Source organism: Arthrobacter sp. D1-17, from assembly GCF_054130535.1.
Map to the genome: position 1 here is coordinate 2,141,317 of NZ_CP096382.1, position 23,462 is coordinate 2,164,778.

Here is a 23,462-nt window from a genome sequence, read left to right on the forward strand (position 1 = left end):
CTCACAGCACCGTCTTCGGGGTGCTTAAGACGCGCCGGGCTTAAGACTGGCCTGTCCTAAAGTTTCCGGCCCACCGCGAAGATCCGTCGGAACGGGTAGACGGTGCCGTACTCGGTGGACGGATAGGCTTCGGCCAGCCGCTGGCCGTACTCCCGCTCAAATGCGGCCCCGTCCTCGGGCGACAGGACCGCGAGGACGGGACGCAGCGCCGTCCCGCGCACCCACTCGAGGACTGCGTTGTCCCCCGGAAGTACCTGCAGGTAGGTGGTTTCCCAGGCGTCGGCCGCATAGCCGGCGCGCAGCATCATGTCGAGGTAGCGGGATGTATCGTCAACGGCACCGTCATGGCGGAGCACGCCGTCGAGCTTTGCTGCCCAGGCCGGGGATTCGGCGAGCCCGCGCAGCAGGGTGTGGGACGGGGCGGTGAAGTTGCCGGGTACCTGGAGCGCGAACCATGCCCCCGGCCGGAGTGCCGCCAGCCATCCCGGGAGCAGGTTGGTGTGTTCGGGGACCCACTGCAGGGCGGCGTTGCTCACGACGACGTCGGTTTCCGGGGAAGGTATCCAGGCGGCGATGTCCCCGAGCCGGAACTCGAGGTTCGGCAAAGATCCCTCCTGCGTTTCAGCTTTGGCGAGCATCTCGGCGGAGGCGTCCAGCCCCACCACCTTCGCCGCCGGCCAGCGCTCCGCGAGTGTGGCGGTGAGGTTGCCCGGCCCGCATCCAAGGTCGACCACCTCACGCGGGCTTGCAGCGTCGATCCGTGATGTCAGGTCAAAGAACGGCCGCTGCCGGTGGTCGCCGAACTGCACGTACTTGGCGGGATTCCATTTCACAAAAAGCTCCAGGAGGACAAGCGCGAACAGGCCGCGTCTGCCGGCCTGCGGTTGCCTCGAAGGGGCAACCAACGCGAGCCTAACGCCGCCCCCGGGATGAAAGCACGTCCGCCGGGCATACGGCACTAAGCTGGAAAGCAATGAAACTCGTTGAACAGCTCCCCGCCCCGGCCGCACGGACAGCAGCTGCGGAGGCAGATCCGGATGCCCTCTACATGCGCTTTCTGGAATGGACGGAAAACCGCGGGCTTGAGCTGTACGCCGCCCAGGACGAGGCGATTATGGAGCTCGCTTCCGGCGCCAACGTAATCCTCGCGACACCCACTGGGTCAGGCAAGTCCCTGGTGGCCATTGCCGCGCATTTCCAGGCCATGGCGCGCGGCCAGCGCAGCTACTATACAGCGCCGATCAAGGCCCTGGTGTCGGAGAAATTCTTCGCCCTGTGCGAGATATTCGGCGCAGAGAACGTGGGCATGATCACCGGCGATTCCGGCGTCAACCAGGACGCACCGATCATCTGCTGCACGGCGGAAATCCTCGCCAACACCGCCTTGCGGGAGGGGGCAGCCGCTGAGCTCGGGTCCGTGGTCATGGACGAGTTCCACTTCTACTCGGATCCTCAGCGGGGCTGGGCCTGGCAGGTGCCCCTGCTTGAGCTGCCGCAGGCCCAGTTCCTGCTGATGTCCGCAACCTTGGGTGATGTCAGCCGCTTCGAGGAGGGCATGACCAAGCTCACGGGCCGCCCCACCACGACAGTCAGCTCGGCCGAGCGGCCCATCCCGCTGCATTACTACTACCACGAGACCGCAGTGCACGAGACGCTGGAGGAACTCCTGTCCACCAGGCAGGTTCCGGTCTACGTGGTGCACTTCAGCCAGGCCGAAGCGATCGAACGCGCCCAGACGCTGATGAGCATCAATGTCTGCAGCAGGGAGGAGAAAGACCGGATCGCCGAGCTGATCGCGAACTTCCGCTTCGCTGCGGGCTTCGGGAAGACACTTAACCGCCTCGTCCGGCACGGCATCGGCGTCCACCACGCGGGCATGCTGCCCAAGTACCGGCGCCTCGTGGAGCAACTCGCCCAGGCAGGTCTCCTGAAGGTCATCTGCGGCACGGACACCCTCGGCGTCGGCATCAACGTCCCCATCAGGACCGTGCTGCTCACGGCCCTCAGCAAATATGACGGCGTCCGCACCCGCCTGCTCAACTCGCGGGAATTCCACCAGATCGCCGGGCGCGCCGGCAGGGCAGGCTACGACACCGCCGGCACCGTTGTGGTGCAGGCGCCGGAGCACGTGGTGGAAAATGTCAGGGCCATGGCCAAGGCCACGGCGAAGTTCGGCAATGACCAGAAGAAGCTGCGCCAGGTTGTGAAGAAGAAGCCGCCGGAAGGCTTTGTCTCCTGGGGCGAGCCCACCTACAAGCGGCTGGTGGAATCCGTTCCGGAACCCCTGACCTCAAGTTTCACCGTCACCCATGCCCTGCTCATGAACCTCATGGAACGGCCCGGCGACCCGTTCGCAGCGGCGCGCCGGCTGCTCACCGAGAACCACGAATCGCGCCCGTCCCAGCTTCGGCTGATGAAAAAGGCCCTCGCCATCTACCGCGAGCTGCTCGCCGCCGAGGTCGTCGAGCGCATCCCGCCGGCGGAGCAGGGGCCCGACGGCCGCACGGTCCGGCTCACCGTGCACCTGCAGCCCAACTTCGCGCTGAACCAGCCGCTCTCCCCCTTCGCCCTCGCCGCGCTGGAACTGCTGGATCCGGAGTCGCCGTCGTACGCGCTCGACGTCGTCTCCGTCATCGAGGCCACGCTGGAAAAGCCGCGGCAGATTCTCTCTGCCCAGCAGAAGAAGGCCCGCGGCGAGGCCATTGCGGCGATGAAGGCCGACGGCATCGAATACGAGCAGCGCATGGCCATGCTCGACGAGGTGACCTACCCGCAGCCACTCGCTGAGATCCTAGGCGAGGCCTTCGAGGTTTACCGCAAGGCAGCGCCGTGGATTGGCGACTTCGAACTGGCCCCCAAGTCCATCATCCGGGACATGTACGAGCGTGCCATGAACTTTGGCGAGTTCGTCCAGTTCTACGGACTGGCGCGTTCCGAGGGCATCGTGCTGAGGTATCTGGCCGACGGGTTCAAGGCACTGCGCCAGACCGTACCCCAGGATGCCCTCCGCGAGGACCTGGAGGACCTCATCGCCTGGCTCGGCGAACTGGTCCGCCAGGTTGACTCCAGCCTCCTCGATGAATGGGAGGAGCTGACCTCCGGTGCGGCGCCCACACCCCATGACGCCCCGCCACCCCCGCCGCCGTCGCTGACATCCAACATCCGCGCCTTCCGGGTCATGGTCCGGAACGAGATGTTCCGGCGCGTTGAGCTGTTCGCGGAGGAGGATGCAGCAGCTCTCGGAGAGCTCGACGGCGCCGCCGGCTGGGACGCGGACCGCTGGGAAGACGTATTGGATGACTATTTCGACGAACATGACGACATCGGTACAGGACCTGACGCCCGGGGGCCAGGGCTGCTGATCATCACCGAGGAACCGGGCGCGTGGAAGGTCCGGCAGATTTTCGATGACCCCGCCGGCAACCACGACTGGGGCATCTCCGCTGAGGTGGACCTCGCCGCCTCCAACGAAACCGGTACCGCGGTGGTCCGCGTGACGGACGTCAACAGACTCTGACTCACCCAGTAAGCTCGGATCATGAGTGTTATCCGACCTGCCATCCCCGCCGATGTCCCCGTAATCCTGCAGATGATCCACGAACTGGCCGTCTACGAGAAGGAACCGGATGCCGTCCGCAACACACCGGAGATGCTGCACGCCGTGCTCTTCGGGGAAAGCCCCCGTGTATTCGCCCACATGGCGGAAAATGAGGCAGGGCAGGTCCGCGGGTTCGCGTTGTGGTTCCTGAACTATTCAACCTGGGAAGGTGTGCACGGCATCTACCTCGAGGATCTCTACGTCACTCCCGAGGCCCGCGGCGAGGGACACGGCAAGGCCCTCCTGCAGCACCTGGCCGCGACCGCCGTCGACCGCGGTTACGCGCGTGTCGAATGGAGCGTCCTGGACTGGAACGAGCCCTCCATTAACTTCTACCGGAAGCTGGGGGCCAGCCCGCTGGAGGAATGGTCCACCTTCCGCCTTACCGGAGACGCCCTCGCGGCCTTTGGAGCCCGCAGCGGGGCCGGGGCGCGTGGCTGACGTCGCGGCGCCCGGGGAGGTTCATAACAGCGCCGTTCAGAATCGGATCCCTCAGGCGACCAGCGCCATTCCCGGGGCCCGGGCGTCCCACACCGTCCGCGCAAGGCACGAGTTCCGCGGGATGCGCACCACGGAGCACTACTTCACCGTCCCGTTGGACCATTTCAGCTCCCCGGAGGAGCCCGACGCCGAGACGATCACCGTTTTTGCCCGCGAATACGTATCGACGGAGCATACTGAAACGGCTGCGAAACAACTGCCCTGGCTTGTATACCTGCAGGGCGGACCCGGCGGCCGCGGAAACCGGTTCATGTCGCTCGGCGGCTGGAGCAAGGCCGCCGCCAAAGAATTCCGCATCCTCATGCTGGACCAGCGGGGCACCGGGCTGTCCTCCCCCGCGGACCGCAACACGCTGCCCCTGCGCGGCGACGCCCAGGCACAGGCCCGCTACCTGGAACACTTCCGTGCCGATTCGATCGTCGCCGACGCCGAACTGATCCGCCATGCGCTGGGGTCGGAACCATGGACCATCTACGGCCAAAGCTACGGCGGCTTCATCGCGCTGACCTACCTCTCGTTCGCGCCAGAAGGCTTGAGGGAAGTGCTCATCACCGGCGGTCTCGCCCCGCTCGAGGGCACAGCAGACCGGGTGTACCGCGAGACGTTCAGGCGGGTCGCCGCCCGCAATGCCGAATACTTCGGCTGGTACCCGGAAGACCGTGAAATTGTAGACCGGATCGCCGGGCACCTGCGGAGCACCGAGGAGTTCCTGCCCGGCGGAGAACGCCTCACGGTGGAACGCTTCCAGATGGTGGGAGCCTTCCTCGGCGGCAATACGAGAGTGGACTGGCTGCACAACCTGCTGGAGGACGCCTTCGTGGACACTCCCCGAGGCCACAGGCTGTCTGACTCGTTCCTCGAGCAGCTCCGCCCTCAGGTTTCCCGCGCTGCCAACCCCCTGTACGCCCTCATGCACGAGTCCATCTACGCCCAGGGCCAGGCGACTGACTGGGCGGCCTGGCGGGTCCTCCGGGAATTTCCGGAGTTCAGCCCGGACGCCCCGCAGATACTGCTGACCGGCGAGATGATCTACCCCTGGTACTTCGAGCAGGACAACTCGCTGCGCCCGCTCAAGGATGTAGCTGAACTGCTGGCGGCCAAGACGGACTGGAAACCGCTGTACGCACCCGCACAGCTGGCAGCCAACACGGTGCCGGCCGCCGCCGCCGTCTACACGAATGACATCTATGTGGATCGCGCCCTTTCCCTGGAAACTGCCGCGGCGGTCCGTAAACTGCAGACGTGGGAAACGGCCGACTTCCATCACGACGGAATCGCCGACGACGGGGAAGCGATTTTCGGCCGGCTCCTGGGCATGGTGCGGTCAGTCCGGAACTGACTGTCCCTCCCGGGCCCGCCCCGCCAGCAGCACCGCGACCGCGGCCGCGAGGATGCCGGCTCCCAGCAGGCCGCCGGCCAGGTTAAGGCCCAGGTAGCCCGCCCAGCTCAGCACCAGGCCCGAGACGGCGCCGCCCGCGGCGCCTGCCGCGCCCATCAGCATGTCCGACACACCCTGCGCTGCCACCCGGTCCTGCTGCGCGACGCTCTCGGCCAGGAGCGTCGAGCCGGCAATCGTTGACGCCGACCACCCCACGCCCAGGAGCACGAGGCCCACGGCAACGGCCGCCGTCGACGCCTGCCCAAAGCCCGCCACGAGCACGGCAGCCGTCAGGGTGGTGAAGCCGAGGGCGATGGTCTGGGTACGGCCCAGCTTGTCCGTCAGCCAGCCCATCACCGGCGAGAGCGCAAACATCCCGGCGATGTGCAGCGAAATAGTGAATCCGATGATAACCAGGACATCACTGCCCGCGGTATGGCTGCCGTGGGCGCCGGCCGGGCCCGCGACGATCTCCTGCAGATGGAGCGGGGTCATCGACATCACGCCCACCATGACCGCATGGGCACCGACGACGGCGGCCAGCGCCAGGATCGCTGCCGGCGCACGCCGGATGGCCCGCAACCCCCGGGCGAGTGAACCTCCGGCGGGCGCTGCCGCTGCCGGGAGTTGGGCCGGCTGGGCTCCGGCCGATGGCGGGGCCAACGCTGCCGCCGGTTGCGCTGCGGCAGCCGGGTGAGCTTCCGCCGCCGGCTCAGCTGCCACCGGTTGGGTCTGCGCTGCTATCTGGCGGGCCAGCAGGAGCGGGTCTGGGCGGAGCCCCGCCAGCAGCAGGCCACAGGCAAGAACCAGTCCGGCTCCGGAGATAATGAACGGCCCCGCGATAGGCGGCAGCCCCAGGCTCTGGCCAACAACAGCGCCCGGCTGTATCAGATTTGGTCCGGCCACGGCCCCAATGGTGATGGCCCAGACGACGGCGGACAGGGAGCGGCCGCGGTGTTCTGCGTCTGCAAGGTCAACGGCGGCGAACCGCGCCTGAAGGTTTGCGGCTGTTCCCACCCCTACGCCCGCGGAGCCTATGACAAGGAAGGCGAAGGCCCCGGAAACCACGGACACGATGATGAGCACAGCACCTGCCAGGGCCGCGGCCAGTCCGGTGGCAAGGCTGATCCTGCGTCCGCGCCGTTCGGCAAGGGAGGCGAGCGGCAGCGCCGCGATCGCTGCCGCGAGCGTCATCATGGTGGCGACTGAGCCGGCCCACGCCTCGGAACCGGACAAATCGACGGCCAGCAGGGAACCGATGGAGACAGTCGCCCCGGTTCCAATGGCGCTGAACAGCTGCGCGGACCCCAGGAGCACCACGGTGCGCCGTTGCACCAGCCGCACATCCGGGTCCGTCCGGGAGGTGGTTGCCATCCTCCGAGCATAGTCCCGGAGGAAGTCGCCGGAACCCCTGCGAATGTAAACCCTGGGGTGAGGAACCCTGTACTGAAGAGAAAACCCCGGCCACAAAGTGGCCGGGGTTTTCTACGGGCGGCGGGTGCAGGGCACCGGGCGGCCCGGGATATCTGAACGTTAGTCGACGTCGCTCATGCTTTTCCTGGCATCCTCTTCGAGGCGGGCATCCAGCTTGGCCTGCTGTGCCTTGGAGCTGATCAGGCTGGCGATCACGGCAATGACGATGGTGCCGACGATGACGCCAAGCGAGACGTACGTGGGGATCTCGGGTGCCCACTCGATGTGCTGGCCGCCGTTGATGAAGGGCAGTTCGTTGACGTGCATGGCGTGCAGAATAAGCTTCACACCGATGAAGGCCAGGATGACGGACAGTGCGTGCTTGAGGTAGATCAGGCGGTTCATCAGGCCGCCGAGCAGGAAGTACAACTGGCGCAGGCCCATGAGCGCGAAGATGTTCGCGGTGAAGACGATGAATGCGCTCTGGGTGAGGCCGAAGATCGCGGGGATGGAATCCACGGCGAACAGCAGGTCCGTCATGCCGATGGTCACGAAGACGATCAGCATGGGGGTGAAGACCTTCTTGCCGTCGACGACGGTGCGGAGCTTGCCGCCGTCGAACTTCTCCGACATGGGGATGACCTTGCGGAGCTTCGCGATCAGCGCGTTTTCCGTGTCCTCCTCGTCTTCGCCTTCGTCCTTGGCCTGCTTCCAGGCGGTCCACAGCAGGAAGGCGCCGAAGATGTAGAACACCCAGCTGAACTGCTCGATGACGATGGCGCCGAGCATGATGAAAATGCCGCGCAGGATGAGGGCGATGATGATGCCCACCATCAGCACTTCCTGCTGGTACTTACGGGGCACCGAGAACCGCGCCATGATGATGATGAAGACGAAGAGGTTGTCGATGCTGAGGCTGTATTCGGTCACCCAACCGGCGACGAACTGTCCGCCGTACTCCGGACCCGCGAACGCGAACATCGCACCGGCAAAGGCCAGGGCAAGGGCCACATAGAAGGCGACCCACAAGCCGGCTTCCTTCATGGAGGGTTCGTGCGGGCGCCGCACCACCAGGAGCAGGTCTAACAGGAGGATGATGCCGAGGGCGACGAACGAGCCGACCTCAAACCAGACAGGAAGCTGCACAGAGTTCACCTTTCGCAGGGTACAAAAAACTGGTGTAAGTCTCTCCGGCGAACCTGTGCACTTGGTGCTGATGTGGCTGCCCGCTACGCCCGGCAAGGCATCTGTGCCCTGCGTGTTGACGTCCGTAGCGCTTGGGATACTCCCCTACGTGACCATAACTTTACAGTACTCCAGCGACCGTTCCCGTCCATGACCAACACGGCAGGGACGGTTTGCGGAGCGATAAGCGCCTAGGCGTGGCCTGCCGCCTGCATCTGCCGCAGTTCCTTCTTCAGCTCAGCCACCTCATCGCGGATCCGGGCAGCCACCTCGAACTGCAGCTCGGCGGCGGCGCCGTGCATCTGTTCCGTCAGCTGTTCGATCAGCCCCACCAGGTCCTCGGCAGGTGCTGCCGCGAGCCCGTCGGAGCGCACGGTCGCGGCGCCCTTGGCTGCGGACTTGGCGCGCTTGCCGCCTTTGGCCAGGCGGTTGTTGTTCAGCAGTTCCTGGGTGTCCGCGTCCTCCCGGGCCAGCTGGTCGGTGATGTCCGCGATCTTCTTTCGCAGCGGCTGCGGATCGACGCCGTTCTCCTTGTTGTAGGCGACCTGGATGGCCCGGCGGCGGTTGGTTTCCTCGATCGCGTGGGCCATGGAATCCGTGATGCGGTCCGCGTACATGTGCACCTGGCCGGACACATTCCTCGCGGCACGGCCGATGGTCTGGATCAGGGAAGTGGAGGATCGGAGGAAGCCCTCCTTGTCAGCATCGAGAATGCTCACCAGGGACACTTCGGGCAGGTCAAGGCCTTCGCGGAGCAGGTTGATGCCCACCAGGACGTCGAAGACGCCCATCCGGAGCTCGCGCAGCAACTCCACCCTGCGGAGGGTGTCAACGTCCGAGTGCAGGTACTGCACCTTGATGCCGTGGCCCAGCAGGTAGTCCGTGAGATCCTCCGCCATGCGCTTGGTGAGGGTGGTGACCAGGACACGTTCGTCCTTGTCCACCCGGGTGCGAATCTCGCCCAGGAGGTCGTCGATCTGGCCTTTCGTGGGCTTGACGACGACTTCCGGATCGATGAGGCCCGTGGGGCGGATGATCTGCTGCACATACCCGTCGGCTTTCCCGAGTTCGTACTTCCCGGGGGTCGCGGACAGGTAGACGGTCTGGCCGATGCGCTCCAGGAATTCATCCCACTTCAGCGGCCTGTTGTCCATAGCGGACGGCAGCCGGAAGCCGTGGTCCACGAGCGTCCGCTTGCGGGACATGTCACCTTCGTACATCGCGCCGATCTGCGGCACCGTCACGTGGGACTCATCGATGACCAGCAGGAAATCGTCCGGGAAGTAGTCCAGGAGACAGTGCGGCGCGGAGCCGCCAGGCCGCCCGTCGATATGGCGCGAGTAGTTTTCGATGCCGTTGCAGAAACCCATCTGCTGCATCATCTCGAGGTCATAGTTGGTTCGCAGCTGGAGGCGCTGGGCCTCCACGAGCTTGTTTTGGCCCTGCAGAACGCTAAGACGCTCGGCCAGTTCGTCCTCGATGGCGGTGATCGCACGTGACATGCGCTCGGGTCCGGCAACGTAATGTGAAGCCGGGAAGACGTACATCTCCGTCTCCTCCCGGATAACCTCCCCGGTGACCGGGTGCAGCGTGTAGATGTTTTCTACTTCATCACCGAAAAACTCAATCCGCAGCGCGAGTTCTTCGTACATCGGGATGATCTCCACGGTGTCGCCCCGGACCCGGAACGTCCCGCGGTGGAAGTCCATGTCGTTACGGACGTACTGCATGGAGACGAATTTCCGCAGCAGGTCATCGCGGTTCATCTCCTGGCCCCGCCGCAGCGTCACCATGCCGGCGATGTACTCCTCGGGGGTGCCAAGGCCGTAAATGCAGGAAACGGTGGCCACCACCACCACATCGCGCCTTGTCAGCAGCGCGTTAGTGGCCGAATGGCGCAGGCGCTCCACTTCCTCGTTGACGGAGGAGTCCTTTTCGATGAAGGTGTCCGTCTGGGGAACGTAGGCTTCCGGCTGGTAGTAGTCGTAGTACGAGACGAAGTACTCAACCGCATTGTTGGGCAGCAGCTCGCGGAACTCATTGGCCAGCTGGGCGGCCAGCGTCTTGTTCTGCACCATGACCAGGGTGGGCCGCTGCACCTGCTCAATGAGCCACGCCGTGGTGGCGCTCTTTCCGGTACCGGTGGCGCCCAGGAGCACCACGTCCTTTTCGCCGTTCCTGATGCGTTCGGTGAGCTCGGCGATGGCGGCCGGCTGGTCGCCCGCGGGCTTGAATTCGCTGATGACTTCGAATGGCGCTACGACGCGGTTGATCTCCTGCGCAAGACTCATGTATCTAATTTACCGCCGGGCGCAGGCCAGCCCCCGTGATTCAGCTTTGGGCTGTACCGGCGCTGCCGGTGATGGTGCCGGCAGCAATGTACGACGGCGGCTGCCAGCCGCTGCTTGCGGCCCACCGCTCCATGCCGGGACCTCCGGTCGCGGTGAACCACGCTTCCTTGTCCTGCGCGTATGCGGCCGTTGAGGTGTCCGCAGCGTGGCGGGCCGCGACACGGTGCTTTTCGGCAGCGTAGGCTTCCCGGGCAGCGGGAACAGCGGTGAGCCAGTCCCGGAAGCAGAGCGCGAAACGCCAGCCCGGTGAGCCTGCGACCCTGACATGGAGGTTCACGGGCCGGCCGGGATCGGCATTCCCATGCAGCCGCTTGGACCAGGCCGCCGGATCGGGGCGGCCGGGGGCGGGGTTGTCGAGCAGGATGCCGGGCCAGACGGGGAAGCCTGCGGCACCGAGCAGCGGCGCAATCCGGTCCGCTGTTTCCAGGTCCGCCACAGCGAGTTGGAGGTCTATCACGTTTTTGGCATCGAGTCCGGGCACGGCGGTGGACCCGACATGGTCAACCGCGAGGATGTCTTCCGGGGCCGCGGCACGCAGCCGCGCCATCAGCAGGGACGCCTGACGCGCCCAGTCGGGGTCGTGCGGGGCCAGCACCGGTCCGCCGCTGCGCCCTGCGACGGCAGATACGCTGAGGTTGCGGGCGAAGGGCACCAGCCGGTCCTCCCACAGCCGGTCCACCGCCAGCTGCAGGTCTTCCGGTGACCCGGAATTATCCAGGACCACATCGGCGGCGGCCAAGCGGACATCGCGGGAGGCCTGGGCGGCCATCCGGGAACGGGCTTCCTCCTCCGTCATACCGCGGTGGCGGACCATCCGCTGGACCCGCACTTCCGACGCGGCGTCTACCACCACGACGAGATGGAAGGCGCTTTGCTGCCCGGTCTCGACGAGGAGTGGGATGTCCTGCACCACCACAGCGTCTGCGGGGGCTGCGGAGATCACCGCTGCGGCCCGCTGCCGTACCAGAGGGTGGACGATGGCGTTCAGCTCGGCACGCCGCTCCGGATCCTGGAAGACAATTCCACCAAGACGGGCCCTGTCCAGCCACCCCGAGGAGTCGAGAAGGTCCTCCCCGAAGGCCCGCACCACGGCTGCCAGCCCGGGCGTGCCCGGTTCAACGACTTCGCGCGCTATCGCGTCAGCATCCACAAGCACCGCGCCCAGGTCCTTCAGGCGCGCGGCCACCATTGACTTCCCCGAGGCGATGCCGCCCGTCAGTCCGATCTTCAACACCCCTCCAGACTAATCCCCGCCGCCCCCTGACCTCGCTCCGCTCACCCAGGGAACCCTGGCGGCGTGGGCCCATGCCCCGACTAGACTTGGGCGGTGCAACAGCAAGAAAGCAGGACGTCGTCCTACACCACGCTTGCCGCCTGCCGTGATTTCCGCCAGGAGCTGGAGATTAAGCGGTCGCGGTTCATCACGGTGTTGCGGCGGGCAGACAGCGAGGAAGCAGCCCGAGCCCTCGTGGCGGACCTCCGCCGGGAATTCCACGACGCGCGGCACCACTGCTCCGCGTTCGTGCTGGGTGCCGACCGGGACGTCCAGCGCTCCGGTGACGACGGCGAACCGTCCGGCACGGCCGGAATCCCTATGCTGGAGGCCCTGCTCCGCCGTGAAACCGCACCTGGGGTGACGGACCTCAGTGACGTCAGTGCCGTCGTCGTGCGCTATTTCGGCGGCGTGCTGCTGGGTGCCGGCGGGCTGGTGCGGGCCTACTCGGAGTCGGTGTCGACAGCGCTCGGCTTGGCCCCATTGGTGCAGCGCCGCCGCCTCAGGATCTGTGCCGTAAGGATCCCCCACGCGGCGGCCGGCCGGCTGGAGAACGACCTGCGCAGCGCCGGCTATGCCATGGCGGGAACAAGGTACCATGCGGATTCTACTGTCCTGCGGCTGGCCCTTCCGGACTCACCTGCAGTGCTGGCTGACACCGCCGGCCGCGTGGCCGCGATGACGGCCGGAGCTGCAGTCCTGGAGCCGGAAGGCACGGAGTGGGTGGACCTCCCGTAGTGACGGCTTTCTCGCGGGTGAAGGTTCCGATGGCGCTGTCGGATGAGGAACGCAGGCTCCTTGAACAGCTCGAAAAGGAACCCGCGGCAGCACATCCGGACCTGGCACGGGAACTGCAGTCCGGCTTCACCCGCAGCAGGGCAACGTCCCGAATGATCAACGGCGTCCTGGCCGCGTTAGCCGGCTTCGCGGCGGTCATCCCCGGAATCATCACGGGACTCACGATCATCGCCGCCATCGGGTTTCGCGCTCATGGTTGCGGGCGGTCACCCGTTCCTTAACGGCTTCCACCCGTAAAGAAGCCACAGGGATCAGCCCTGAGCATCAGCGGAATCAGAATCCATAAACCGGTCATTGTTGGCAGCCGGTTTCCATCATCAATTCATCAAGGGCAGAGGCAAGGGCAGAGAGGTCGAGACCGGAGGAGGGCAGCAACTCGTAAATGAAGGCGTCGAAATCGAAAGGATGACAGTGCCCGCCGCGGTTCCAATACAGGATCCACAGGTCAACTAAGGCCAGATCCGGCTGCATCAGCAAGGATCTCGCCGTGCTCAGCAGGTCTTCCATGACCAATCCTTGCTTCTGCTACCCGTCCCCCGCAAGGTCAATGACCAAGTTTGGCCCGGATGGCGCACCGGCTGACCGTGGCCGCTTAAATTCCGCCAGCAGTCGGCCTCTGGACTTGCAGCATCAAGGCGGCTTGGCCGATGAGGGATTCCGTTCCGCGCCACCGGTGCGCTGCGTTGCCTCCTGTCACTTTGGCGAGGGAGCTCCCCCAAGTCTTTGACATGACCTTGCGGACGTTCTGCGGGAATGCTTCGCTGTAGCCATGACTGAGAACACCTCTGGCGGCGACCTGCCCCCTGCCGCCTACGTGCACAACAGGCGTGCTGAAACCGGTCGGAATTCTGACGACAGTCCGCTGCCCCCCAATCAAAATAATCCAGGCCAGGCGGCGCAAGGAAAAGCGGGTCACGTGCTGGAAGAAGAACCGGGGTCCGAGCAAGGCCCGCGTACCTCCCAACAATCGGAGTAAGGCTGACTTCGTTTCGGCGGTTTTTCCGCGTTTGCAGCGCCCGAAAAGTATCAAGCACACTCGGGATTCTCGGGGACGGGTGCCGGGGCCCCGGGCCGTCGTTTTGTGCGCCGCCGTTTGTCGATCTAAGCTGTGGCCTCTCCTGCGGCTGCTGTCCCGTCCTCCTCGGCGGTGGGGAATGCTGATTCCTCCATTTGTGCTGCAATGGTTTTCCAGTGGTGTTTCTTGAGCAGCTCGCGGATGTTGCGTTCAGGCCGGGTGGAGGGCTTTCTATGCCCTAAGCGGGCGCAGGTTGTTGCAAATTCCAGCGCGGTATCGCACAAGTGGACTGCTCCGGAGAAGTCGGTCACCACGTCCGGGACGCGTGTGGAGATGACGGGCAGCCCGCCGGCGAGGTATTCGAGTGTCTTGGTGGGGCTGATGGAGCGGGTTGCCTCATTCAATGCGAACGGCATCAGGGCGACATCGAGTTCCGCCATGACGGCGGGCAGTTCGGCGTAGGTCTTGTGGCCGACATACGTGATGTTGGGTGCCTGGGGGAGGTCGTCGGGGCTGATTTTGGCGTGGGGGCCGATCATCCGGATTTCCCAGTGCGGCAGCCGGGCTGCCGTTTCGGCGATGAGGTCCAGGTCCAGCCGCTCATCGATGACTCCGACATAGCCTGCCACCGGGCTGCCTCCAGCGGAAGGTTGCCTGCACAGTGAGGGGGCGTAGTGTTCGGGGGCGACGCCGCTGGCAAAGAGCTGCGCTTCTGTCCGCCCCTGCCTGGTGATGGAGTTGTGCAGAGACCTTCCTCCGGTGAAGACGACGTCGGCTCGGCGCAGGGCCTGCCGCTGCCGCACGATCAGTTCAGGAGCGGCGTCCTTGAAGGCGGCGAGGTCGTCCATCACGTCGTAGACGAGCCTTGTGGGCTGCAGAGCCAGGGCGATTTCCAGAGCCAGCGGCGTGTAGAGCCAGACAACGCGTTCTCCCGTGGGTTCACCGATGAGTCGGGGCAGCTGCTGGATGTAGTGCGGCAGCACCTGGTCAAAGAAGCCCACATGGTGCCCCTGCTCGGGAATTTCCAGCCAGACACGGTTGAGTCCGTCGGCCTTGCAGCTGTTGAGCCGGTTGGGCTCAGCCGGCCCTCCCGGCGGGGTTAGAGGTTCCTCGACAAACCAGGTCTTCCGGTTCGTGCTCATCCTTGAGATGAGTTGCTGGGGGCGTTGCCATACCCAGTTCCAGCGCAGATGTGACAGTACTATGAGTTCACTTTGCATCGACGATCCTCAATTCCATTCGGGTGTCTTGGTTCGGGAGGCCGCTTCCCAGGCCGGATTCAGGGCAGGGTGACCAGGCCCAGTGGGCCATGTGGGGCAGGTAGCCCTCGAGCCAGGTGGCGGCGGGCTCACCCAACGGGTAGGCAGGGAGGTCCTCGGCCCTGGTGCCAGCGGCAGCCAGGGCATAGGAGTCCGACATCACGGAGGGCCTGCGTGCCAGTTCCGCATCCAGCCAATAGACGCCGACGGGGTCAATGTGGCCGTCACAGCGGAAGAGGAGGGAATCCCAGTCGGTGGAGTCAATGAAGGGAAACCAGCAAAGACCCTCCATCGGGACTCCCATGGATTGGGCAAGTTCGCATTGTTCCAGGACGTATTTGAACCAGGTGGCCCTGTCGGTGGTCCGTCCCCTGATATTGGTCTCGGTGAGGATGCAGGGGAGGTTGTAGCGGTGCCAGTAGTCGCGTATCTGTTCCGCCAAGGGGCGTGGCCGCTTCGTGGGAGCTGTTCCTCCTCCTGATCCGAAATTCCACTGGCAGTGTGCGTAGTAATCCAGTCCGAGGGTGTCGATTCGCCCGGTCGGGAGTTCAAGCAGGCGTTCTCCGCCTACTTCCCGGAGCGGCCCGGCCATCGGGCCGTCAGGGTCGTAGCCGCGTCCGAGGAAGGTGTCGATGACCAGGAAGCGGCGCTCGTTCGCCATGCGGGCGTAGTCCCGTCCGGCTGCGTCTGACCCTGTATGGTGCTCGCAGGTGTCGGTCCAGACGTGCCTGGCGCCTGGCAGCAGTTCAGCGTAGAGTCTGCTGGCTTCAGCTACGGCGGGCAGTACGTTCAGGATCTGTTCGATGAAGCCGGCGAGCCCCCGGTGGTAGGGGGGCCAGATCGCTTCGTGGCCGCTAAGGAAGAGCGTGGAAAACGGCTCGTTGAAGAGTGTGTATTCCTGTATCCAGGGATAGCGCAGTGCGAACAGTTTGGCGTATCTCAAGTAGGCGGGGCCAAAGCGGGGGTCGGCGAAGCCGCCGGCCAGCCAGCGAGGGTAACTGGTGTGGTGGACCAGGTCGACGATCGGGCTGAAGCCGTGGTCTCTGAGGTAGCGCAGCACCTTGTCTGTGCCCGACCAATCAAAGTTGCCTTCTTCGGCTTCGATGCGGTGCCACCGCACCGGGTACCGCAGCCTGGTCACCCCCGACGCGGCAAGTAGTTCAAGGTCTTGCTTCCAGCTCGTGTCGTGGCCAGTGGTTTCGGTGATGTCCCTGTCGTGGGCCGGGAGGTAGGTGCTTTCGAATGCACCGATCAGCTGAATGGCTGGGTGCGGAGAAGGGTGGTTCATGCTCCCCCTTCCCCGGCTTCCGGAGTCTCCCGGTGGTATTCCCGAGACTGCGAGCCTGCACTGCAACTTAGCTCGGTATAGACAATGTCAAGAAGCTCAGCAGCGCGCAGGTTCAACCGGCGGGATTCGTCAAGGTCGCCGTCCAAACGTGAGAGCTCCATCTTGATGTGCGCCGTTTCGGCCGTCAGGTCCTCCAGCTGCGCCTTTAAACGTGAAAGTTCTGCCGTCAGCTCGTCCGGCCCACTCCTTGATTCCGTTGTTCGGCCCGGCGCCGATTCCGTTGTTCGGCCCTGCGCCGGCCGTCTGGCACCGGAGGCACTTCTGACCAGTCCGGCAACACTCTTCAGCAGGATCGTGCTCCAATTTCTCATGTTGTCCTCGCTTTGATCGTTAGCCGCATATGGCTGCGGTTCCCGTCCTCGCCAGCTGGGCGGGAATCGCTTTCTTCAATCTCGAGCCCTTTCAGGGCAAGGTGGCGCCGCAACTCCCCCGCGTTTATGGGCGCGTAAATGTTCCAGGAGGAGAGTGCTTCGTCTTCTGCCCCTGCACTTACTTCGAGGTATGCGCGACCCTGCACACAATGGCGGCCCAGGATGTGTCGGATAAGGGACAGGACGTTCTCCTGGCCTTCCGGGGGAAGCGCGTTGAGCAGCAGCCGGGCGTAGACGTGGAGGGGAACTGCGTTATCGCGGCAGGTCTTGGCCAGGGGTGCGACCTGGCGCACTGAGTTGAGGTTCACGCGTTTGAGCTGAAGGTGCTGTCCGGAGCGCAGGCTCTGGCCCGCTAGCGCTGCCAGGGCAGGACGGCTGTAGTCAACGGCAAGCACATCATGTCCGTGACGTGCAAGGTGCCGGGCATCTGATCCCAGCCCGCAGCCGAGTTCCAGTATCCGGGTTCCGGTGGGCAACTCGCGGGCAAGTTGTCGTGCCCATTCCGAGGGCACAGCTGTCGTTTGTGCAGCAAGCTGGGCGCGGTGATGGTCCTCCCAGTTTTCCCGGTCCACGTCGAAGCTGTTGAGCCAGCCGTGGAACCGTCGCCGGGCGGGCGGGGGCGTGATGAACCGGAAGGCTGGATCCGGAGTCCGCCAGCTAGGGCCGTAGATGGCGGCCAGCAACTGTTCCGGGCTTGCCGGGCCGGGAAGCATTCGCCCGTTGACCTCGACCGGCTGGAGTGGGAGCACGCTGACGTGCGCCTCCGGTTCACGGGCATGGAATGTTCCGTGGAACCATCCGCCAACCATAAAGTAAGTGAAAATGTCGACATAGAAGCGGTCTTCAATCCCTGCACCGGGAAACATGATCTGGAGATGGCCTGCTGAGTGGCGGACGGTCTCGTAGCCCTCGTCCTGCATGATCTGCTCGAGGCGGAAGCTTTCCAGGGCGATGTCGGAGGGATTGTTGTAGGCGCTCAGATAGGCAAGGTCGGCGTCGTCATCGTTGGGCATGATGTGGCCGTCCCGGACAGGACCGAGCAACGTTCCACCAGTGACGAACAGATCTAGCCCGGCGTGCTTTTTCACGAGCCTGATCAGATCCTCTGTGGCGTCCAGGACATCCTGGATCAGTGCCGGGTCGCGGCCTTCGAAGGACCGGCCCACCCGTCCCCACTTGTTGATGACCTGAGGGATGCCCGTTCCCGGTTCGGTGAGGGTGAATTCTTCCCCCGAGTCATCGAAGTGAACGGTGGTGGGTCCGCATACAGGGATGCGGTCCTGAAGGAGCAGCAGGTTCGCGGATCCGGTGAGCCGGGGCACCAGCGCGGCTGGCCATGGGATGGTGAGGCGGTCTCCGGAGACCGTCCCGTCGGCAGGGCGAAAGGTCCAGATGCGCCGGTTTGCCAGCGACACTGAGAGGCTGCAGGTTTCAGGGAACGCGGGCCCGGCCACGGTCAAGGCCGTCCTGTCGGCGTGGATCGTGTGTGTCATGGCGTGCTCACGAGGTTGGTTTCGGTCTCGCTCAGCGGGTCAGTGCCCGGAAGCCTGACGTCGATGATCTGCCCGGTCATGTCCGAACCCAGCACACGGGCACTTGCTGCAGCCACCGTCCCCGCTTGCAGCAAAGTTTCTTCGGCCTCGGCGCCGAATGCTTTCGTGCGCATGGGGGTGGCGGTGCGGCTGGGGCTGATGCAGTTGACGCGGATCCCCACGTCCCCCCATTCGTCCGCCAGCGCCTGGGTGAGATTCACGATGGCCGCCTTGGTGGCTGAATACACCGTGTAATTGGCCCGTCCCCGGGTGTAGGAGCTGGACGCGTAAAGCGTTAGGGACCCTTTTGTGCCGGCCAGGTACGGGTAGGACTCCTGGGCGACGATGAAGGCTGCCATGAGGTTCACGTCCACGTCATGGTGCAGTTGCTTATCTGTGAGCGCCGTCAGTGGCCCCACCGTCAGGACTCCTGCTGTGAGGACTACGTGGTCCACTTTTCCGTTGGCCCTGGCCGCGGCGGACAGGGCAGCGGCAACGCACTTGCGGTCTTCAACGAAGGTGCCGCTCCCTGTCCGGCTGTGCGTTACCACCGCTGCGCCCTCGTCCTCAAGCTGCCGGGCTAGTTCGGCACCGATACCGGTACTTCCGCCAAAAATGAGCACTGTTGATCCATGCAGGTCAACGGGACCGGAGGAGGCGCCGGAGGTCTTGTGCTTGAGTTGGAACAGCTTGTCGGCGAGGTGGATGTCAATTGGATGGGTGATTTTTATGTTGGCTTCATCGCCTGCCACCACGAAGATCGGTACTTCCGGCAGGTACTTCAGCACAACCGAGCAGTCATCGGTCGCGGAAAAAGCGGGGTCCTTCCGTGCCAGGTCGTAAGCCGCGCTGATGACAGGGAACCTGAACGCCTGGGGTGTCTGGCCCCGGCGCAGCCGTGCGCGCTGGGGCACGGCCTTGATGAAACCGCGGTCGTCGACTTCGATGATGGTGTCGGCGGACGGGATGGCGGTGTCCACAGCGTCGAAACGGTCCAGTGCTGTGACGCAGGCCCTGATCACGTCGGAGTCGATCAGTGGGCGGACGGCGTCGTGGAAGATGATGTTGGAGTCGGTGTCATGGATCAAAGTCAGCGCCAGGTATGAGGTTTCGTTGCGGTCGGATCCACCGCGGTAAATGCCGCGCAATTTGCTGAACCGACTCAGGGGCAGAAGCTCTTCGGCGCGGGCAATGTAGCCCGCTTCCATCATGACCAGAATGTCGTCGATGACGGGACAGGCTTGGAAAACGTCGACAGTGTGCTCCAGACTCGTCCGGCCAGCGACAGGAACAAACTGCTTGGGGATGTCCAAGCCCATCCGGGATCCCACCCCGCCGGCGAGGATCACGGCCACGTTCCTGCACCTGGAAGGCCGCGCCAGGTTCCTGGCCAGCCTCGGGTGCCGCCCCAAGTTGTCGTAAGGCGTCATGATGTCCTCCACTATCGACTGTTTCCGGATTGGGCTAGTGATCCCCGTGGATGTCCGCGGGCGTCCGCTATGCGGATCCCTGCCACGGAAAGCCGCCGGCGCGTTTCTTCTGCCGAGACGTACGCACCAACGGGCGGGAAGGAGCCAAGAGTCACGACGGAATTCACAACCGTCCGGCCATGCAGGTGCACGAGATTGAATGTCTGGGCACCGTCCCGGCCCTGGACTCCGCCGTCCGGAACGACCAGGTCCTGGGTATAGCAGGTCGAAGAGGCCACGGAAACCGGCACGTTCGCAAAAGTTGACGAGACGGAAAAATGCAGATGTCCGGCGAGGATGGCGATGATGTCAGTGTTCGCTACGACGCGGGCCAGGCCATCCTGGTTCCGCAGTTCCGTCACTACCGCCAGGTCCTGCAGGGAAGGAATGGGTGGATGATGGAGGACCAGCAGGGTCCCGTCTTGGGCTGGTGACTGCAGTTCGCTCGCGAGCCAGTGCAGCTGTTCTTCGCTCACTTCCCCGTGGTGGAATCCGGGAACGGATGAGTCCAGGACCAGCACCCGCAGACCGCCCAGGTCGTATCGCCGGTCCAGCGGGGCTTCATCAGGATCCTCGTCGAGCAGCAGAGCGCGGACGTGCCGGCGGTCATCATGGTTCCCCATCACCCAGATCAGCTGCGCCTGTGCCGAGGCAGCAGCAGCCTCCGCCGCCTTCCGCAGCTTACGGTAGGCTTCCGGTTCTCCCTTGTCGGCGAGATCACCGGTGAAGATGAACGCTTCCGGGCTCAGGCCGGACGCGCGTATCGCTGCGAAGACGTCAGCCAGACGGGCCTCTGCATCGACCTCGCCGTACAGCAGGCCTTCGCCCACCAGATGCGTGTCGCTGACATGGAGCAGAAAATGATCCGGCCGCGGGTGCTGTGCGTCGACAGAAGGCATCATGACCTCTCGGTTGGTCCCTGCCAACGCCAGGGCTGGATGACCGGGACGGAAGAACCTCGGACGGATTCTTCATACCGCCGAAAGGGAAGCACATCATAAGCACACTTACTTCCTTCTGGCTACAGAAATTTTTTTCCTTGGCGGAGACCGGGCCCAGCCGTTGTGCCCAAGTCGAAAGCGAAGTTGCTAGCGAATCCTCTTCCCAGGGACCCACATTGCTAAGTACCCTTGGTATCTCGGCTCGTGCAGGAGGGCCTTCGGCGCCGTCCGGAGGATCCTCTGATGCACAAGAAGTCAAGATTTACAGGCAGTTGGGCCGGGTTACTCCGTTCCGCGGGCGCCGTCCTTGTGGTGCTGGGCTTGTCCGGCTGCTCTGCGGAAGTCCAGCGCGGATGGCTTCCTACCGAGCGGAACACCACCGAGCACACGCCCCGGATCATGGATCTCTGGGTTAACTCCTGGATCGCTGCCTTGGTCATCGGGGTCATCACCTGGGCTCTTATTCTGTGGTGCATGCTGGCGTACCGTCGCCGGAAAAAGACGGTCGGACTCCCTCACCAGTTGAGCTATAACCTGCCCCTGGAGGTCTTTTACCTCTCCATTCCGCTGATGGTGGTCGGTGTCTTCTTTATCTTTACTGACCGGGAGCAGACGGCTATTGATGCCAGATACCCCGATCCTGACGTTGTTATTGATGTCCGGGGCAAGCAGTGGTCTTGGGACTTCAATTACGTCAAGGAGGACGTGCATGAAGACCCCGGTGAACAGACCCATCAGACCGGTGAGGTGGGCTTCCGGGAACGGGTGCCCGTACTGCACGTGCCGGTGGGCAAGAAGGTGGAGCTGCAACTAAACTCGCGGGACGTTCAGCACTCGTTCTGGGTGCCCGCGTTTCTGCAAAAACGCGACCTTTACCCGGGTGCCAGCCAGCTCAACAGGTACATCAACATCACGCCGGGCCGTGTTGGAGATTTCGACGGGAAGTGCGCCGAGCTCTGCGGTGAATACCACTCTGAGATGCTCTTCCGGGTCAAAGTCGTCTCCGAACAGGAGTACGCCGACCACATCAGGGAGTTGCGGGACCGCGGGAACGTTGGCATCCGCGGAGATGAATTTGACAGGGCACCGGGCCGTCCGGCGCTGGAACCCGCGCAACAGCAGGCAGGGAACAAATGACCACCACCCCAGCAACAACACCCGAATCAGGTCTCGCTGCTACAGCCGCTCCGGCTGTCAGTCCACGGCGCAAGGGCAGCATTGTGGTCGCGTGGATCACCTCCACGGACCATAAGACCATCGGCTACATGTACATGATCGCTTCATTCGTCTTTTTCATCCTCGGCGGGATCATGGCCCTGGCCATCCGGGCCGAGCTCTTCGAACCCGGCATGCAGATCCTGCAGACCAAAGAACAGTACAACCAGCTGTTCACCATGCACGGCACTGTGATGCTGCTGATGTTCGCCACCCCGCTCTTCGCCGGGTTCGCGAATGTGATCATGCCGCTGCAGATCGGCGCCCCTGACGTTGCATTCCCGCGGCTGAATGCCCTCGCGTTCTGGTTCTTCCTCTTCGGCTCCACCATCGCGATGTCCGGCTTCATCACCCCGCAAGGGGCCGCCTCCTTCGGCTGGTTCGCCTACACGCCCCTGTCCAACACCACCTTCACTCCCGGATTGGGCGGTGACCTGTGGGTCTTCGGCCTGGCCTTGTCCGGCTTCGGCACGATCCTTGGTGCGGTCAACTTCATCACCACCATCATCTGCATGCGCGCCCCCGGCATGACCATGTGGCGGATGCCGATCTTCACCTGGAACACTCTCGTGACGGCAGTCTTGGTGATCATGGCCTTCCCGCCGCTGGCCGCGGCCCTGTTCGCCCTCGGCGCCGACCGGAAGTTCGGCGCCCACATCTTCGACCCGGCCAACGGGGGCGCCATCCTGTGGCAGCACCTGTTTTGGTTCTTCGGCCACCCGGAGGTGTACATCATCGCGCTGCCGTTCTTTGGGATCGTGTCCGAGATTTTCCCCGTCTTCAGCCGCAAGCCGTTGTTCGGCTACAAGGGGATCGTCTATGCCACCATGGCCATCGGCGCCCTGTCGGTCACGGTCTGGGCGCACCACATGTACGCCACAGGTGCGGTGCTGCTGCCCTTCTTCGCCTTCACGACGATGCTCATCGCGGTTCCCACCGGCGTGAAGTTCTTCAACTGGATCGGCACCATGTGGCGGGGTTCGCTGACGTTCGAGACCCCGATGCTGTGGAGCATCGGCTTCCTCATCACGTTCCTCTTCGGCGGCCTCACCGGCATCATCCTGGCTTCACCGCCACTCGACTTCCACGTCACCGACTCCTACTTCGTCGTCGCCCACTTCCACTACGTCGTCTTCGGCACGGTCGTGTTCGCGATGTTCGCCGGCTTCTACTTCTGGTGGCCGAAATGGACCGGGACCATGCTTGACGAACGCCTCGGCAAGATCCACTTCTGGTCGCTGTTCCTGGGCTTCCACGCAACCTTCCTGATCCACCACTGGCTCGGAGTGCTGGGGATGCCCCGCCGGTACGCCGACTACCTGCCGGAGGACAATTTCACGCCTATGAACCAGTTCTCAACCATCGGCTCCTATTTGCTGGGCGTGTCCCTGGTCCCGTTCCTCCTGAACGTCTTCCTCACTTGGCGCAAGGGCAAGAAAGTAACAGTCGACGACCCCTGGGGCTTCGGTGCCTCCCTGGAATGGGCCACCTCCTGCCCACCACCCCGCCACAACTTTACCTCCCTGCCCAGGATCCGCTCAGAACGCCCGGCCCTGGATCTCCACCACCCCGAAATCAGGACGCGGGAACACGAGCCCAGCCACACCCCTGCCGCAGACATACTCGGAGCAGCGGACATCGGATCCCGAGACGTCCGGGACCCCAGCCCCGACAAATAGGCCATTGGCCTAGCCCGACTGGAGCCTGATGGACAAGGACGATCGGAAATAGCCCGCCGCCGCGTGGCTGGATGGAATGTCAGGGCCGGAAGAGACGTTAATACCATGAGTGTGATTTAGGTCGCCAGGACCCACA

The 23,462-nt window shown here is 64.2% G+C and carries 19 protein-coding genes; 7 read left to right on the forward strand and 12 right to left on the reverse strand.

Features of this window, described 5'->3' with window-relative positions:
• Positions 1–56: 56 nt before the first annotated feature.
• Positions 57–833, reverse strand: a complete 777-nt coding sequence (locus M1E01_RS10050) for a trans-aconitate 2-methyltransferase (RefSeq protein WP_457971475.1) — start codon at positions 831–833, stop codon at positions 57–59.
• A gap of 140 nt (positions 834–973) precedes the next feature.
• Between M1E01_RS10050 and M1E01_RS10055 the strand changes: the two genes are divergently transcribed.
• From M1E01_RS10055 to M1E01_RS10065, 3 genes are all read left to right on the forward strand, one after another.
• On the forward strand, positions 974–3,517 hold the full coding sequence (locus M1E01_RS10055) for a DEAD/DEAH box helicase (protein WP_457971476.1): 2,544 nt from the start codon (positions 974–976) through the stop codon (positions 3,515–3,517).
• A 21-nt stretch (positions 3,518–3,538) separates the two neighbouring features.
• On the forward strand, positions 3,539–4,039 hold the full coding sequence (locus M1E01_RS10060) for an N-acetyltransferase family protein (protein ID WP_457971477.1): 501 nt from the start codon (positions 3,539–3,541) through the stop codon (positions 4,037–4,039).
• Between the two features lie 121 nt (positions 4,040–4,160).
• Positions 4,161–5,438 carry an alpha/beta fold hydrolase gene (locus M1E01_RS10065; protein WP_457971478.1) on the forward strand — a complete coding sequence of 426 codons (1,278 nt, stop codon included), beginning with the start codon at positions 4,161–4,163 and terminating at the stop codon, positions 5,436–5,438.
• On the opposite strand, the gene M1E01_RS10070 is transcribed toward M1E01_RS10065, so the two are convergent.
• The 4 genes from M1E01_RS10070 to coaE all read right to left on the reverse strand — a co-directional run bounded on the left by M1E01_RS10070 (position 5,424) and on the right by coaE (position 11,660).
• A complete protein-coding gene (locus M1E01_RS10070; RefSeq protein WP_457971479.1) occupies positions 5,424–6,851 on the reverse strand; it encodes an MFS transporter in 1,428 nt (475 codons plus the stop codon). The genes M1E01_RS10065 and M1E01_RS10070 overlap by 15 nt on opposite strands.
• 159 nt (positions 6,852–7,010) lie before the next feature.
• A complete protein-coding gene (locus M1E01_RS10075; RefSeq protein WP_457971480.1) occupies positions 7,011–8,036 on the reverse strand; it encodes a TerC family protein in 1,026 nt (341 codons plus the stop codon).
• Positions 8,037–8,266: 230 nt separating this feature from the next.
• Complete coding sequence (uvrB, locus tag M1E01_RS10080; protein WP_457971481.1) at positions 8,267–10,366, reverse strand: excinuclease ABC subunit UvrB; 2,100 nt, start codon at positions 10,364–10,366, stop codon at positions 8,267–8,269.
• 40 nt (positions 10,367–10,406) lie between these two features.
• Positions 10,407–11,660 (reverse strand): dephospho-CoA kinase, encoded by a 1,254-nt coding sequence (coaE, locus tag M1E01_RS10085; protein ID WP_457971482.1) that lies wholly within the window; start codon positions 11,658–11,660, stop codon positions 10,407–10,409.
• A gap of 93 nt (positions 11,661–11,753) precedes the next feature.
• On the opposite strand from coaE, the gene M1E01_RS10090 reads away from it, so the two are divergent.
• Entirely contained in the window at positions 11,754–12,437 is a 684-nt protein-coding gene (locus M1E01_RS10090; RefSeq protein WP_457971483.1) for an IMPACT family protein, read from the forward strand.
• Complete coding sequence (locus M1E01_RS10095; protein ID WP_457971484.1) at positions 12,437–12,718, forward strand: DUF3040 domain-containing protein; 282 nt, start codon at positions 12,437–12,439, stop codon at positions 12,716–12,718. Before M1E01_RS10090 ends, M1E01_RS10095 begins: the two co-directional genes overlap by 1 nt.
• Positions 12,719–12,788: 70 nt before the next feature.
• Here M1E01_RS10095 and M1E01_RS10100 read toward each other — a convergent pair whose 3' ends face one another.
• From M1E01_RS10100 to M1E01_RS10130, 7 genes are all read right to left on the reverse strand, one after another.
• Positions 12,789–13,004 (reverse strand): hypothetical protein, encoded by a 216-nt coding sequence (locus tag M1E01_RS10100; RefSeq protein ID WP_457971485.1) that lies wholly within the window; start codon positions 13,002–13,004, stop codon positions 12,789–12,791.
• Positions 13,005–13,598: 594 nt separating this feature from the next.
• A complete protein-coding gene (locus M1E01_RS10105; protein ID WP_457971486.1) occupies positions 13,599–14,654 on the reverse strand; it encodes a glycosyltransferase in 1,056 nt (351 codons plus the stop codon).
• A gap of 67 nt (positions 14,655–14,721) precedes the next feature.
• The gene (locus M1E01_RS10110) at positions 14,722–16,059 is read right to left on the reverse strand and encodes a family 1 glycosylhydrolase (RefSeq protein WP_457971487.1); all 1,338 of its coding nucleotides are present in this window, start codon (positions 16,057–16,059) and stop codon (positions 14,722–14,724) included.
• Complete coding sequence (locus M1E01_RS10115) at positions 16,056–16,430, reverse strand: hypothetical protein (protein WP_457971488.1); 375 nt, start codon at positions 16,428–16,430, stop codon at positions 16,056–16,058. Before M1E01_RS10115 ends, M1E01_RS10110 begins: the two co-directional genes overlap by 4 nt.
• A complete protein-coding gene (locus tag M1E01_RS10120; RefSeq protein ID WP_457971489.1) occupies positions 16,427–17,983 on the reverse strand; it encodes a methyltransferase domain-containing protein in 1,557 nt (518 codons plus the stop codon). Before M1E01_RS10120 ends, M1E01_RS10115 begins: the two co-directional genes overlap by 4 nt.
• Entirely contained in the window at positions 17,980–19,452 is a 1,473-nt protein-coding gene (locus tag M1E01_RS10125; RefSeq protein WP_457971490.1) for an SDR family NAD(P)-dependent oxidoreductase, read from the reverse strand. The genes M1E01_RS10120 and M1E01_RS10125 overlap by 4 nt, the downstream gene beginning before the upstream one ends.
• An 11-nt stretch (positions 19,453–19,463) precedes the next feature.
• Entirely contained in the window at positions 19,464–20,393 is a 930-nt protein-coding gene (locus M1E01_RS10130) for a metallophosphoesterase (RefSeq protein ID WP_457971491.1), read from the reverse strand.
• Positions 20,394–20,675: 282 nt separating this feature from the next.
• Between M1E01_RS10130 and ctaC the strand changes: the two genes are divergently transcribed.
• Both ctaC and ctaD read left to right on the forward strand, forming a co-directional pair.
• Positions 20,676–21,569, forward strand: coding sequence for an aa3-type cytochrome oxidase subunit II (ctaC, locus tag M1E01_RS10135; protein WP_457971492.1), 894 nt, complete (start codon positions 20,676–20,678; stop codon positions 21,567–21,569).
• The gene (gene ctaD / locus M1E01_RS10140; RefSeq protein WP_457971493.1) at positions 21,566–23,326 is read left to right on the forward strand and encodes an aa3-type cytochrome oxidase subunit I; all 1,761 of its coding nucleotides are present in this window, start codon (positions 21,566–21,568) and stop codon (positions 23,324–23,326) included. The genes ctaC and ctaD overlap by 4 nt, the downstream gene beginning before the upstream one ends.
• The last annotated feature ends 136 nt before the right edge of the window (positions 23,327–23,462 follow it).